This is a genomic window from Candidatus Poribacteria bacterium (genome assembly GCA_026702755.1).
Taxonomy (GTDB): domain Bacteria; phylum Poribacteria; class WGA-4E; order WGA-4E; family WGA-3G; genus WGA-3G.
Genome location: JAPPBX010000031.1, coordinates 94913 through 110476 on the forward strand (window position 1 = coordinate 94913; position 15564 = coordinate 110476).

The window sequence follows — 15564 nt, forward strand, 5'->3', positions numbered from 1 at the left end:
TCAAGCGTCCTCCTCACGTTTAGCGAGGGAATCGGTGAATATACTGAGGTCTTCAGATACGCTTGTAAATAGTTGGTCAATTGACTTGGCACGCGGTTCGGTTTTTTCATAAACCAATTCTTCGGCATAGATATTATTGAACGCATGACGGAATTTCAGGAGATCGTCTAATCGGCGAAAGATATCTTCAGAAATTACAGGAGGACGTTCCGGTCTCTGTTCTGTCATTTGTGTTAGTAGGTCCTTATGCCAACTATCCCCAGTCGGTAAGTGCCTATCCACCTGGCGGGCAATTCTCTTAAAAATGTTCTCTATACCGTTATAGACATCAGCAAGTTTTTTTGCAATTGATTCTTGTATATATGGTCTGGCGGCAACGGGGAGCACTTCAATATCTTCCAACGCCTTGGCGATTCCACCAACGGTAGATTCTATTTTTGAAAGTTCATCGTTGATGCGTTGTGTCAACCTTTTTCGGTTCATTTCGTAAATTTCTCCATCCTCGGTCGGGAAAACCTGCCGTTGAAGATGTTCATAAAGCCTCTTCCACAATACTGGTCGCACCCCTCGTTCGATAGGAATCGCTTGGTATTTCACCCGTTCCCGGAAAAGTCCCTTTGACCTATCAAAATTAATTATGTCTATTTTGAATTCCGAATCGAAATCCATAATCTTTTTGTATGCCTTATCATATAGATCATTGGAGAGTCCCGACACAGCAATATCGATATCCGACCCCTTCGTGAACCACATCGGTTCCGTGAGCGAGCCGAAGATAACGACCTGGGTTGCACCGAACTCCTTATAAAGGAGTATTGCCACTTCCTGCGCGTCACGCCATGCCTGATGGAGCAACCCTTCGTCCACGATTCGGCTTTTCCACACTTGCTCCAGCCGTTTTCTACACGCTGAGAGTTCAGATGGAGACATCTTTTGTTTTGACATCACTAAACCCCCTGTAACTCCAGCGTATCGCTGTGGTGACATGCCACCTGAACACCCGATGCCACCTGACGAAGTTCAGGTGTTTCCTGTTTACATAGATCGGTTGCATAACGACACCGTGGATGGAAATAGCACCCAGTCGGTGGCTGAGACGGATCGGGGACATCGCCTTCAAGCCGAATGTGTTCACGTTTCCGCTGCGCGCTCGGATCGGGAAGTGGTACAGCCGATATCAACGCTTCAGTGTAGGGGTGCTGCGGCGATTGATAGAGCGTTTCAGCATCGCTGATCTCCACAATTTTGCCGAGATACATGACTGCGACACGGTCACTGATATGTTCAACAACGCTCAAGTCATGTGCGATAAAGATATAGGAGAGGTTGAATTCTTCGCGGAGTTCTGCGAGCAGGTTGAGAATCTGTGCTTGAACGGAAACATCCAACGCAGATACTGGTTCATCTGCGACGATGAGTTCCGGTTGGAGTGCTAACGCTCGCGCAATGCCGATACGTTGGCGTTGTCCACCGCTGAAGGCGTGTGGATAACGACGCATATCCTGTGATTTCAATCCTACAGATTCCAGCAACTCAACAATTCGGTCCTGAAGTGCTGTCCCTTTTTCGGTCTGATTGACGCGCATCGGTTCCCCGACGATATCTCCTACCGTCATCCGTGGGTTGAGCGATGCGTGTGGGTCTTGGAAGATCATCTGGATGCGTCTGCGAAAGGGGCGCATCTCTCGGTGTGTCAATTTCGCCAGATCGACCTGTTCCTCGCCGAAAATGAAACTTCCACTTGTCGGTGGAATTAACCGGAGTAAACATCGACCAGCCGTCGTCTTTCCACAACCACTCTCACCAACGAGACCAAGCGTTTCACCGCGTTGCACGTCGAAGTTGATACCATCGACCGCCTTGACATAACCGATGGTGCGTTGAAAGATGCCTTTTTGTATCGGAAAGTATTTTCTTAGGTTGTTTACTTGAAGCAGTTTTGCCATTGTTTATCTCTTATTTTAGGAAAATCAGAAATAGGTTCATATATTAATCCAAATTATGTAGCCTGTAATGTAATGGAAGGTTTTTGCTTGGGCGTTTCTTCAGATATACGGAAAGGCACTTCAATATCCAACCCCCCTTACTGAACCGCAAGGTAAAATTAAAGATCTGTGTGAAGCCAGCATCGGACAGCATGCCCACCTTTCTCCGATTCTCCGTTGATGACCGCGAGTTCTGGCATCTGCTCACATTCCGGCATCCGTTCCGAACATCTGGGTTGAAATGAACATCCCTCCGGCAGCCCCAACGGATGTGGCACTGTCCCGGGTATAGAGGGCAAGGTTTTTTGCGGCGTTTTTCCAAGGATGGGTATAGATTTTAGCAATCCCTGCGTGTAAGGGTGCAACGGATTATAGAAGATGTCATCAACGGTGCCTCTTTCGACGACACGCCCCGCGTACATGACAACGACTTCATCCGCGATATCCGCAATAACACCAAGATCATGGGTGATGAGCATAATCGCCATTCCCATTTCCGCCTGAAGTTCTTGCATAAGACCAAGTACCTGTGCCTGGATCGTCACATCAAGTGCTGTTGTCGGTTCATCCGCGATGAGCAACGTGGGCGAACAACAGAGTGCCATCGCAATCATGATACGTTGACGCATACCACCGGAGAGTTGGTGCGGATATTCATCAACGCGTTGCGCAGGGGCAGGTATGCCAACACGGGCAATCATTTCAATAGCGCGTTCGCGTGCCGTTTTTTTATCAACCTGCTCATGTAACACAATTGCTTCGGCAATCTGGTTTCCGACAGTATAAACTGGATTGAGGGAAGTCATCGGCTCCTGGAAAATGATGGCAATTTCGTTGCCACGGATTTGGCGCATCAATTCACTCTTCGGCGACACTTGCGCGATATCCAGCGGTTCATCACCATTGCGATGAAATAAGATCTCGCCCGCTTCGATTCGTCCGGGCGATGGCACGAGTTGCAGCAGGGATAGCCCAGTGATGCTTTTTCCACAGCCACTTTCGCCGACAACGCCGACGGTCTGTCCGGGACCGATTTCAAAACTGACATCACTTACAGCGTTCACGATGCCATCGTCTGTTGGAAAGACAGTTTTTAAGCCAGAAATTTCCAGGAGCGGTTTTTCGTGAGATGTTTTTTCTGCTGAAGCCATTCTCTTGGGTTACCTCAGAAGGTGTGCCAAACTTTAGGCTATTATACACAAAAAGCAGTCGCGTGTCAATTTTTAAATTTGGCAAGGGTATTTAAACAAACCTAAAGGGGGATATAGGCGCGGTCGTTAAACCGCGCCGGGGCAAAAGGAAGGATTTCAAAAGTCAGCGTCGAAAATGAATGCGCCACAAACCGGAACTATAACCTTACAACGCTGTTTTAATATGATTCCAAAATACAGTAAGTTTCTCGCTCGCAACATCTTGCGAATAGTTAACGACGCTGGTTTCACCTGTCTGCTTCTCATAAGCTGCAGTATTGGCGCGCCACATCTTTGACGCATCTGGCGTTGTACTGAAGAAATAATCAGGATCGTGCTGAACAGTCGTTATTGATTGCTGTTGCGTGTGTGGGTCCTCCACTTTTGTATCGGTGTTCTTAATCCCTGCCCACGGAGACGGTGAGATTTTGACGTATTGGAGCCGTGTTTTTTCCATCGCAGTTAAGTCGAACTCTGGTTCTATAGAGTCTGTAAAGAACGCAACCTTGAGGACAAAACCGGAAGCAACGAGATAGAACAGCAGAGCAATGGCGTTGACAAGCCTCGGGGAAAGTTCTAACTTCAACCGATCAAAACACCACGCTAATGGATTCGCGAAGAACGCGAGTTGCCGTCGTCGGTGGAGTTGTCGGACGCGTTGTTGAATGTTCCCGGCTAATTCTGGTGGTGGAATCGGTTCCTCTGCGTTCTCCAATACATTCGCGGTGTTCCACAACGCTTCGTATTCCATCTGGCATTCTGGACAGGTCCGCAGATGTTCCAAAAGCGCACGCCGTGAAACGTCCTCAGAAACCGGATCTGCCATCTGAGCATCCTTTTTCACGACAAGATACGGTAGATTGTTAAGAGTTTGTTCGCAATTCATTGAGATACCCCCTTCCTTAGAGATAATATTTGCTCAGCTTCCGCTTGAGATTTTTCAGTGCCTGATTCAACCGTGAAGCCACAGTACCCTCTGAGCACTTTAAGATATCAGCAATTTCCCGGTATTTAAGGTGCTGCATATAATAAAGCGTGACAACCTCGCGTTGCTTTGCCGGTAAACGACTAATAGCACCTTGTACCACCTCGCTTTGCTCGGTCTTAATTACCGACCGTTCAGGTGAATCCTCTTCAGAAGCTACACTATCAATCTCTGTTTCTCTGGTGTAAGCGGTAAGCTTGCGTTCATGCGATTGCGATTTACGAATATGCTGTTGGCACGTATTGATGCCGATACTATATAACCATGTCCCGAACTGCGACTGAAATCGAAACGATTTAATTGATTTGTATGCCTCTAAAAACGTTTCCTGCGTTGCGTCGGCGGCATCTTCTGGATTACCAAGCATCCGGTAGGCAAGCCCATAAATCTTTGAATGATGCCGATTGACGAGCTCGTTGAATGCCTCGGCATCGCCTTCTACTGTTTTGTGTACGTACACATCATCAGGAATCATATTTCTAATTTACCTTGCGGTTCGGTGAAAGTGGATTTCATACTTGACGTTCCCCCACGTAGAACCAGCCCTCCACTACGTTACGGACTTACGTCTTCGCGGCTAAGAATACAAAAACTTCTCACAGACATATTTCTAATTTGGACCACCCGACTCCTATCCCTTAAAAATGGGATGTTATCTGTTTTGTTGTATCGGAATCGATTTTCCTTCAAGTTTTTTTATTTTCTCCCGTTTTTGAGGGTGGAGAAAGGAAACTACGAACCAATTGTTTGTATTATCGTTAGTTTTCTGGCGAACGCCACGGATGACAGTGTCCAGCAAACAGAAGTGTCAAACTTCACACGCCTCACAGACCAAGGCGAAGCGTTTGGTACCGTTCGTCTCAAGCTCGGTTTCGTAATCGTAACTGACCGGCACGTTTGACGCGCCACACCAATCGCATCGTCCAGAAAAGGTGTGCGCTTTCTGTCCCAACAGCATCTCCTTCTGTTCTTCAACCTTTCGGGTCGCAGCGATGAGGTCAAGTGCACTTTGACGGAGTTTCTGATCGGTTTCCTCTTTGGCGATCCTTTCAAGGAGCGGTTGCAGTCTCGGATCGTTCGGATTCCCGCCGTCCTCGAGTGTATGCCACGCGGCTTTGCGGACACGCAGATCGGGATCAACCAACCCTTTGTAGAGTGCCACCCAAACTTTGTCAACACTTTTCCGAACATGACAAGGACAGAGATTATCCATTGCCTCAACGCGATCATCCGGGTTGGAAGAATACGCAAGCGAGAGATAGTATTCTACCTCATTGCCGCGCAACCGATCTTCACGTCGGCGATGTGCATTCTTCTGATATTTGTTCATGCCTCTCATTTTTTTTTGCTTCGGAATTCCATGTTTTGGCATCTGTTTCCTCCATTATTAGAATTGTAACACAGGTTTTTCGGCTTCTTCCAGTTAATCAGTGCTAATAGGTCTTCTTAATCAAACTTCAGTTTATCTGTGATCTTCTGAAGTGCTTCATTTATCTTTTCCAGCACTTCACTTGATGGAGGTTCACCCTCAGCGGTAATTGATATGTGAAACTTAAAGTCGAGTTCAGGTGCGATGTTAGTCAAATCAGCAACCGCTTCAGCCAAATTCTGAATTTCGATTTCCGTAAGGTATGATTCTGTATGGCGGACCCACGCTGCCTGCTCCACAGGAATTTCGTAAAAGTCGTCTGGGAGCACTCCTTCCAAAATGACTAACCTGTTGTCATTTGAAATGATTAATCTATTGTCAATTGCCCCTTTGACTGCACCGCGAAACACATCATCAGGAATAGAAACACTTATCTTGGATTCAAGTACTTGTTTAATCAATCCGAGTGTGGACTGACCGAATGTCCATGCGGATTTTGCCTCCTCGCCAATGAGATCCTTCGGTGTTATTCTCACAAGTGCTTGTGAAACTTTTAAACCGACTCCATTGGCTACCCCCGCATCACAGGGCCACTTGGCATCCTTACTGGCAAATTCAAAGAGATTCTTAGACACACCATCGGTGACAGCATCAACAATCAGTGACCACGGAATCGGCGTGCCTTTGCGTGTGGCTAACACGTCCATCAGCTTACCGACAGATGATGTTCCGTTCTCCCATGCATCAGGCAAGTTGTTGTGGTTGAGTTCAGAACCACTAACGGATTCTAACGGCGCAAGCAATTCTAGATCGTCAGTTATCTCGGTGTCAGGAATGAGTTCTTTAAGATAGGCTTTGTCCTGACGACGTGCCATGAGTAAGCTGTTTTGAACAACAGACTGGATTGCTTCCAAAAGCACATTGTCAGAAGCGAGTTTGGGCACTTCGTCTCCGTTGAAGAATTCGCGGATCGCACCTACCGTTGTAACGGAATTATCACTTTGCCATAACTCCGGTAGTTGGCCCGGAGTTAATAACTCAGGACTAAGGTTGTGGAGTTCTGCGTATTCAATCGGAACGATTTCTAACGCTTTGCTCCAGAAATCCTCGTCAGCAGCGGGTGCTTCACGCCAATGGGTATACTGTGAACCATCCGGACGGACGGTGCGTAGCACAATCCGACCCTCCGTAACACCGCGCCGAAGCGTATCAACGAATACCCGTCGGTTTAGCAGACGCGGTAGACGGGGAAGGCTGGCAAACATACCATATAACCCTTGAACAGGTTTGGCAGTTTCATTTTCTCCCCAGATATCAAAGTAACTTTCCGGTGTGAGCAGATCTGGATCAAGCGAGGTTGTTAGCAGTCTGTCTTCAGCTATCAAAGTGGTTTTGACCCGTTCAAAAGGTGAATCTGTGCCCGGTGGTAATGAATTTGCTTTAATGTCGCCATTTTCATCAACGGAAATCAGGACGCTATAAACTGATATAATCGACTCTAAAATGTTGGCTTGGTCGTCTTGCTTGCGTTGTAAAAGTAGTGCCTCCTGCGATCCATTCAAAAGACTCATATCGTCACCAGTCTCGATATTCTGCCATCCAAGAATTCTACGGATGCGTTGTCGCAATCCTGCTAATAACGAGTTCTCAGGAGCAAGGACAATGACACTGTTTTGATAGGTTCTTTTGAAAAACGCGGTAATTGATTCGGAAATGTCTTCACCGGGTACTGCGGTATATTCGGGACCGACAATCACAAAGCGAAGTTCAGGGGTATCGGGAACATCAGCAGGCGAATCTGGTAATGTATGAGGTTTGACCTCATCTGTGTTTCGGCCCAAAGCGGCATCTCTTATCCGCTTCATCACATCTTCAGTGATTTGGTCGTCATTGATTCTCGCCATTGCGCGGACGTGCATGTTGGTCAGATTGGGAGTGGTTCCCAAAGCCCAGTTATTATCGTTTTCTTTCAGAAACCAGGAGGCTTCTCGCCATTCAGAAAGCCCTTTCTCTACGGACATCAGGTCAATATCGGCGTGTGCAAGCAGGAGGTAGAGGTCTGCCCATTCTGCTTTCTGTCCGGCCGGTTGTGAATGCAAAAAGGTGGTAATGACAGCGGCTTCAACTTCTCGGGCTGTGAGGAGCGGTAAGTCTTTCTGAATCGCGCGGGCTCTTTCGAGCTCTCCCGTGAGAATGGGTGTCCACTGATTGCCTTCATCACAGGCTTTAATGAGTTCTTGGACAGCATCCGAGAGTTCGGCATTCGTAGCAAGTAAGGCGTTCGGCCCTACGAAAGCTGCAATATCTTTTCCGGCAGCTTCTCTCAAGAGAAGTGCGAATGTCCGAAACATGCCACGCGTCCCCTGGAAGTTACTGAGTTGTGTCCATTTCTGATAGAAAATCTCTATGAGGTCCGGGTGAAATGGATAAGAGCTCAGGAGTTCATCATACGCCTCTTGATCCTTATGAGACTCACGGATGGGCAATGTTTGCCTTGATGCAACAAGGCTATCCACAACGGTACGGCGTTCCTTTTCGGTGGGGACAAACTCAAACAATCGCCGTCGGAGCAATTCTGAAACGTCTCCTCGTGAGACAGGTTCAAAGGTTTCTTCCAACCGACGAAATACGCCTTCCAACATATTTAGCACACGAACGCCGGTCGGATCGTCTGCAATAATATCAGAGGTAATGAGACTCGCTACAATTGAAGCACTATCCACCTTTTCAACGGCCTGCGTAAGGGCTTGGAAGAAATCCTGAAGCATTCCGAATCGCTTTGGGTCATCATTGACAGCAGCGCGCGTGTACATGAGGGCTTCGTCAAGCAAAATGAGGGTGGATAGCCCCTCGTTCTGTGGCACTTTAAGCAGGTCAACAAGCGTCTGTTCAGCAGGGTTGATATAATCCGCTTCATGCTCAGCGACGATTGCGAGCCCTTCATCGCCAGCGAGTTGGTATGCTAACGCCCCCCAGGGCGTTTTAACCCGATGCTGCTTACCGTCAGGCCCAACCACCAAAAGCCCGTTTATGACATCGAATTTGTCAAAAGGTAGAAGTGCGACTCTTGTTTGAGGCAACGTGTCTAAACCGCTAAAACCCATAAACTCCTGCACGGTGGGATGTGTTTGGAATTTAGAACCTTGCTCAGCCAGATGCAAGAGAGCAATCAGTGCATGGGTTTTTCCACCACCGTAAGCGACTTGAACGGTGATAACGGGGTTGCCGCCTTGCCCAGCTAACCGCTGAAGGACATCTCGCGCTAATCTTTTAAGATTGTAGGTCGGATAGGTGCGGTCAAAAAAGAGCGTGGGGATTTGATAGACGTTTGGGGCATCTTTCATTCGCACTGCATAGAGATCCGCTGCGAATTCTGCAAGTTCGAGTGTGCCTTGTCGGACATCGTCTCTTAAAACACAATGTTCATGCCACGCGTTATTGTCCATGCGCTTATTCCTCTTCCAGGTCATAGATATATAGCTTCGCTGAACACGGACTCCCGCAGCTCCTCTCGGAGTGAGTTTCGCGTTCCCACATCCACCTTACATCCGAGTCTATCCTCCAAAAAGTGTTGGAGCCGCACAAGATCGAACAGCGTAGCACCAGCATCCATATCCACCAAAAGATCCAAATCGCTATCTGCCTCGAAATCGCCACGCGCGTAGGAACCGAAGACGGCTTTAATTTGTGCCTTGTACTGCTGACGGATTTCGTCCTTCTCTTCTGCAACTATTTTTTTTAGTGCTTCAATCATGATGCAATTCCTTTTTATTACCTTCGTGCTGTCCTCTTATCGTGTCGTGTAGTTTAACACAGTTTGACAGCGAAAGTCAACGAAAAAAAGACGATCGCTTTTACGACGAACCTTCGCCAAGTGGAAGCTCGGGTTGGACTACGTCAGAGTCTGAGCGTCCAGGACCGGAAACGCCGCTTACCGGTTCTCCCGGTTCATAATTGATGAGCGTCTCCAAAAGCGACCTTTCACTGGAACCTTGCGGACTCGTTTCAATGAGTGCCTGAACGACAGCCTTGAAAAGCGGGTTCTCTTGCAGTCCATACTCGTGGAAGTAGGCGTTGATTTGCGCGCTTTCACCAGCGTCCCAAAGTTTCATAACTTTGTGAATCATATCTATCATCGGAATTTTTCCCGACGTGTGGGCATAGCCGATTCGGTCCGAAGTGCGTTCGGTGTGTCCAAGGAGTTTGAGGGCATTGCCGGAGCTAGCCTTCTTCAAAATGCCAGTCTGTGCGGCACGTAGATCGTCGAGGGGCACCCCATAGCCTTGTGCCAAGAGGATACACTCGCCCACGGGGGCGTTTTCTGTCCTGAAGTAGTCCTTATGCATCAGATAGTAACGCGTCCATTCGTCCAATGCTTCCGTGCTTGCACCGTGCAGTATTTGACCCAATGCGAAGTCGGTCACCATCCGCCGCACCTCTGTGAGAAATTCTGTTACAGTGAAGACCTTCCCATCCAGACGTTTGACCTCTTTGTGGCTGGAGTAACTTTCCAGAGCGGGGCCTATGGCAGCCCAGACGAAGTCGGGGCCTCGGATGCCTTGGTCCCAGAAATAGCGGAGGCGTTCGGTAATCCGTTTCTGCATTTCGCGTTTGACTTTGCCGTAATGTCCTGCTTTCGCTTTTGTGGAACGCTTCCGACAGACGAGCCATAGCGACGTTGCGAGTGCAGCGATTTTCACCTTAAGTCCTCCCTGTAGCTCCGTATCAATAGGCCATGATGCTGTAACCACCAAACCTGCTTCAATCATTGCTCTAACAAGAGTTTCCCATGCTTCTGGGGATTTGTGAGCGAATACAATTACTATCCTACCATTAACATCTAATGAGTCATGAGCTGCCTGGAAACTTTCTGCCATACCATTTTCATAAAATTGTTTACCAATTTTTCCTCGTACCCCTGTTTTATGATGTTGAACAAGTTCCTCCACTTTTGGAGTAAGTAAATTATCAAAAATACTTGGAAATCGATCACCAATTGAACGACGGAGCCACACGTAAAAAAAATCAGAGATATCTGCATAAGGAATTGCATCATAATAAGGGGGATCGGTAATAATTGCATCAGCAAAACCTTTAAGGCCTCGTTGTGCAGGTAAATTTAGGATATCGGGACAATGAAGTTCCGAGAGCAAATTCATACAATTTTTTCGCAGCACGCGCTCAACAGAATTGATGGATCCTCTATAATATCTATTTCGATGAGAAAGTGGATTACTCTCTGCGAAATCCCATGTTATTGGAAGAGCATATCGGAGAAACACCTGTTTGATTGCTCCTGTAGCTGTTTCCCAGATGCAAATCGTGCTAGTGTAGTTAGCAAGTCTATTCGTTAAAATGCCCAAATACGCTTGAATCGCTTCACGCCAGTCTGCAAAATAGCCAGCATTCTCCATTTCTACCCATGCTGCACGTGTCCATTTCACAAAGGTCATCAATGACAATAATTGCCGTAATGTAAAGAGACTTTCCCATGTTTTAAAGCCGTAATCGGGTAACTGCGAACCAACCGCTCGGTGTCTTTCTTTGCTTGGCAAAGGCTCATTAGGAATTCCATAAGGAATCTGATCAGCTATTGCTTCCAACGCTTCTTTTGACACATCAGCACCGTCAATATCCGCTTGGGTAGGTGCTCGGTACTCATCACCATACGATTCTTGATACACAACCGCTGTCATTTGTGCCTTGAATTTGCTTTCCTGACCACAAGTCTTAATGTAATTTGCCGGTTGTTGTGCACCGCAAAATGGACAGATCACATTTGATCCTAACCTTGTAGGTTGGCCAACATCATCTGCATTTTTAGGTGTGATAATCTCAAATCGTACACGTTTTGTCTTAGGATCTGGGTAAAGTTTGAGTGCCCGTTTCCTGTTGATAACGACTTTAGTTTTGCTCCTTGTTTTTTCTAACCGCATGAAATCGGAACGGCTTCTATTTTTCTCTGTGTCTGGAAGCATTTTCTCCGCTTGTTTGCAAACCCACAGCGTCTTAAGCAGCGGAATAGTTGCTCCACACTGTGGATCTTGGCACGGAATAGTTCTCGCCCAGAGATAGGCGACCACTGTTTTACCATCAACCTCAGGATAGTATTGGATAAGTTCTTTTTCAGCATTTTCCAAAACCCATTGTGCCCATAGACGGACATGATCGGCGAGGTCTCCGTTTTTCAGATTAGGTTTTTCATCAAGGTTGAGATCGGGGAGCGGAGCGGTTTTTCCAGCGAGACGTTGTGGATATTCAAGTGTACATTTGAGCAGGAACCACGCCACTGAATTATAGTCGCTTGCGGTGACTTCACAACCGAGGCGCATTGCCTCAAAGGGAATCGCGCCCCCACCGGCAAACATATCTAAAATTTTTGGTGGGTTTCCTTCATACGCCATCAAAATGAGTTCTCTGGCGATTCGGAGTTTATTCAACCAACGTCCTTTTTTATCCTTTACGTTCCAATTGCCATGTCCATTCTCATCTCCCCACCGTGTTAATGAAGCAATCAAATCGTCACACAAGTATTCACGCTGTTTTTCAGGTAGTGGTGAACCGGAAAGACGTGTGTATTCCACCTTCATTTTTTCTTCCGCATCTTCGGGATCTGGTAGCAATGTCGCTATTGTGACAGCGCGGCATGCGGCGAGCGGACGGCGAGCGGGCCACATGTGTAGTGTAGAAATGTGACCGGGGCGCGGTCGTGGGTTCTTTTCATGTTTTGAGTCTTCGGAGACTTTTTTCAGTGGAAAGGCTTCTTCAATGAGTCTACGTGGCAATGTGGTTTCCTCCTACTCTACATTCGCCGGGGAATGGGTATCGTCGGAGGCGGTAATGCCGACCGTTTCCTCGTAGTGCTGCAGTGCCTTCAGGAACTTCAATGCGCGCTGCTTTGTTTGATGCGGAATTTCTACTTCTACCCCCCCCTTTTGCTTTACTTGCGTTAAGTTTTTTGGAAAATCTTCCGTTTGTAATAGGGTTTCCGCGACTTTTTGCATATAGGTGTCCAATTCTTTGACATTCACACCACTATACCATGCCCCGCTTGGCTGCCAAACGCCGAGTGCATGCATGGTTTTTTCAGCGTACGCGTCATCTAAGAAAAACCCAAACGCTTGTTGAAAGGCATCGAAGGCTTGGGCTTCTGCCTCATTCGCGAAGAAGCCCGGGGGTGGCAATTCAGCACTGATCCGCCGGCGTAAGGCCCCGACGGGTGTCTCTGCCATCGTGTTTTGCGGGCGCGCTTTCCAGCGTCCCGTTAACATTTCCTGCGTGTCCAGCCGCTGAACAAGCGTGTCCAGCTGCCCCTCAAGTATCTCAAATCGCATGACATCCCAGACTTCACTAAAGCCTTCCCAATCATGTTGGAGGGGTATCTGTAAAAGTGCGGTAGCGCGGCGGATATTGTTAGGTGTCCACCGCTCGGTTCCTGTTGGTATATCAAGTGTGTAACTTTCCAATAGGGCGCGTCCTTCCTTGTTAGCATCTTGGAGTATTTCTTCAATTGCGGCCCATGCAGCCTCGCCGTAGTGTTTCAGTTCGTCAGGTGTAGGTGCGCCGCCGTCTTCCTCATAGTGCCACATTGCGCGGAGGTCGTCTAACACGTCCATCCGGCGGTTCCGTTCGGCATTTGCATCTGCCTCATAAAGTTCGTTCAGTGAGGGGTGGCGGCTTAAGAAGGCATAGAGTTGGCCGAGCGACAACGTCTCCCAACTCGGAATCTCTGCGGGGTCAATACCGAATGCTCTGATAATTTGTTCTGTGAATTTAGGTGAGTCGGCGTTTCGCTCTTGATTTTTCATAATTTTCTCCTGATTTGGTGCAGGGTGCGGTATGCGAAAGACGCGGGTGTCCGTACGACTATACTCTCCATTGATTTTCTCATAAACTCAGCCTTCCGGTATAGGAGAAAGTGCATCGAAGTAGCGAATCATACCAGCAAAGGGTGCTCCAGATAACATCATTCTTTCTATAGCTTTTCTGTTGCGGATCCGAGTTTCCGGACTGATACCATCATCTTCAAGCGTAGCTCTGTGGATACTATACGAAGAGTAAACACCGTATCTCCTTGATTTGAGTTCTGTGCGATTCAAACCGTAGTGCTGGATAGATGCTGCAGCAATAGGTTCAACTTCAGGGTTTTCAGTGTTAATGATGACCTCAACTTGGAAATTTTCAGAGTTAGGAGTGATTTCAACTTCTCTCAGGACATCATCAGCGCGCCATGCAAAATATTCAACTGGATCATCGAAATAAGGGTTGAGCAGGAGCGGGCGTTCCTGTTTATGTTCGCGAATGAAATCATTAACTTCATCTTGATTTAGTGGATTAGGGACAATTTTTCCAACTTTAGAGGTTATATACGTATCTGTTGTGTCACGACGAATTACCGTACTCTGCATTTTTCGATTTTGGATCGGGAAAGCATCCTTCTTGAACCCCTGATTACAAAGTTGACATGAAACAAGATAATTGTCATAGCAATAGGCGAGCCACCAATAGCTGCTTTTGGGGCGATAATGCTCAACATCTCCGAAGGCAATCATCGAAGTTGGTGCTTCACAGTAGGCACATTTGCCGCCTGTCTCGGCAAGGAGTTGTTTTTTTGCTGGCTTCCAACGGTTGCTGTTGAAAGTGTGTTTTTGAATCTCACCGCGCCTGATGCGTCGCTGATTGAGCAACAATTCCTTTTCAAATGCCTTCTTTTTTTGACCGTAAAAGTTGTGATGGATGGTACTTTCCGTGCGAACTCTCGTTAAGGGTATCATACCCTATCCTCCTGCAATTCTTTCTCAATTTTTCGCAGGAGCTGCTCATGATCTTCAGAAAGTATCATACTTGCTCTACCGCCAAAGGGCAGTTCAGTAATGACGGTAGTTAGTTTATCCAATTCTGCTTGCTCCTTAGCCGACAGGTCCGCTTTGTCTCGGAGAGTCCGGTATCGATTCTTCATGTCCTCAACCGATTTTGACTCATCGGTATCTAACCCGAACGCGGGAGACATTACCAGTTGGTGTAAAAGGAGCGTGTTAGGGGCACCGGAAAATGGATAGAGGCGAATTTTCCCTCTTTCGCGCATCAAATAGTGAAGTTCCCCTTCACCTGCCTGTTGCGCGGCCATGGGCGAGTGCGTCGTTGCAACGAACTGAAAATTCGGTAACCATTTGTCAAGAAGTGATAATAGTTGGCGTTGCCGCTTTGGATGGAGATGCAGGTCAATCTCATCAATGAGGAGGAGTCCCTTTGCGGTAAGCGGTTTTTCCTGTGAATCACCAGAGACTTCTGAAACTTGGAACAACAAGTCGCCTATCCAAGCTGCCATTGCGAGATACCCGTCGCTGAGACAATGTAACGGCACAATACCATCTGGAGTATCAAACAGTAAGTGCCCCTTCTGTTTATCAATGCTGTGAAACTTTATCTTCGGTAGTAGCTTGCTGAGTACCTTTCGGACGGTTTCCAATGCAGTGCCGTTTCCTCTGTAGTCGAGGTCCATTGCCCAAGAATCGATCGATTTGGTGGTCGCATTAGGGTCGAATAGGGTAGCGACGCGTTGTGCTCTTTTGTTTGTGAATTCCGATGTCTTTGTTCTTCGACTGTTTGCTGTATTGAGATGGCGGGACGCACCGAAACCGAGAACAAAGTAGTCCTCCTTTTTCCCTTTGAGTGCCTTATCAAGCCAGGCGAGACTCTGTTCGTTTTTCTTGATGACATCAGTGCGGGTATCTTCGGGCGCGATCTGTAAGCGAATCTCGCGTTCCTCTCCTTCCGTTGTAACCAAAACGGCAGAGATTTCACATCCGCGCGTTTCGGACCGGACCCAGTCGGAGGGTTCTCCTAACAGATCCGTTATCGCGTCACTACCCCCAGTTATCAAGGCAATAACTTTCAGAAGTGTACTCTTACCCATGCCATTTTCAGCCAGCAAGAGGGTCCACTTGCGGGTGCCGCCATTCTCGTCTTCAAATGGTAGAGCAATATCAGAAAAACATTTGACATTGTTCAAACGGATTGATTTGAGAAACATTT

The 15564-nt window shown here is 47.5% G+C and carries 12 protein-coding genes; all 12 read right to left on the bottom strand.

Translation table 11 applies throughout. From position 1 onward, the window contains the following. Entirely contained in the window at positions 1-945 is a 945-nt protein-coding gene (locus OXH39_06000; protein MCY3549996.1) for a hypothetical protein, read from the bottom strand. A gap of 2 nt (positions 946-947) precedes the next feature. Beyond that, on the bottom strand, positions 948-1946 hold the full coding sequence (locus OXH39_06005) for a dipeptide ABC transporter ATP-binding protein (protein ID MCY3549997.1): 999 nt from the start codon (positions 1944-1946) through the stop codon (positions 948-950). 158 nt (positions 1947-2104) lie between these two features. Further along, positions 2105-3136 (bottom strand): ABC transporter ATP-binding protein, encoded by a 1032-nt coding sequence (locus OXH39_06010; protein MCY3549998.1) that lies wholly within the window; start codon positions 3134-3136, stop codon positions 2105-2107. Positions 3137-3341: 205 nt separating this feature from the next. Continuing rightward, positions 3342-4061: a hypothetical protein gene (locus tag OXH39_06015; GenBank protein MCY3549999.1), complete on the bottom strand. Its 720-nt coding sequence runs from the start codon at positions 4059-4061 to the stop codon at positions 3342-3344. Between the two features lie 16 nt (positions 4062-4077). Next, positions 4078-4635, bottom strand: coding sequence for a sigma-70 family RNA polymerase sigma factor (locus OXH39_06020; protein MCY3550000.1), 558 nt, complete (start codon positions 4633-4635; stop codon positions 4078-4080). A gap of 333 nt (positions 4636-4968) precedes the next feature. Next, positions 4969-5532 carry a HEAT repeat domain-containing protein gene (locus OXH39_06025; protein MCY3550001.1) on the bottom strand — a complete coding sequence of 188 codons (564 nt, stop codon included), beginning with the start codon at positions 5530-5532 and terminating at the stop codon, positions 4969-4971. A gap of 74 nt (positions 5533-5606) precedes the next feature. Beyond that, entirely contained in the window at positions 5607-8975 is a 3369-nt protein-coding gene (locus OXH39_06030; protein MCY3550002.1) for a DUF499 domain-containing protein, read from the bottom strand. A gap of 20 nt (positions 8976-8995) precedes the next feature. Then, positions 8996-9283 (bottom strand): nucleotidyltransferase family protein, encoded by a 288-nt coding sequence (locus tag OXH39_06035; GenBank protein ID MCY3550003.1) that lies wholly within the window; start codon positions 9281-9283, stop codon positions 8996-8998. Positions 9284-9383: 100 nt separating this feature from the next. Further along, positions 9384-12314, bottom strand: a complete 2931-nt coding sequence (locus OXH39_06040) for a DUF1156 domain-containing protein (protein MCY3550004.1) — start codon at positions 12312-12314, stop codon at positions 9384-9386. 12 nt (positions 12315-12326) lie between these two features. Continuing rightward, positions 12327-13337, bottom strand: coding sequence for a hypothetical protein (locus tag OXH39_06045; GenBank protein MCY3550005.1), 1011 nt, complete (start codon positions 13335-13337; stop codon positions 12327-12329). A gap of 87 nt (positions 13338-13424) precedes the next feature. After that, positions 13425-14303: a hypothetical protein gene (locus OXH39_06050; protein ID MCY3550006.1), complete on the bottom strand. Its 879-nt coding sequence runs from the start codon at positions 14301-14303 to the stop codon at positions 13425-13427. Then, positions 14300-15562: an AAA family ATPase gene (locus tag OXH39_06055; GenBank protein ID MCY3550007.1), complete on the bottom strand. Its 1263-nt coding sequence runs from the start codon at positions 15560-15562 to the stop codon at positions 14300-14302. Before OXH39_06055 ends, OXH39_06050 begins: the two co-directional genes overlap by 4 nt. Positions 15563-15564 lie beyond the last annotated feature (2 nt).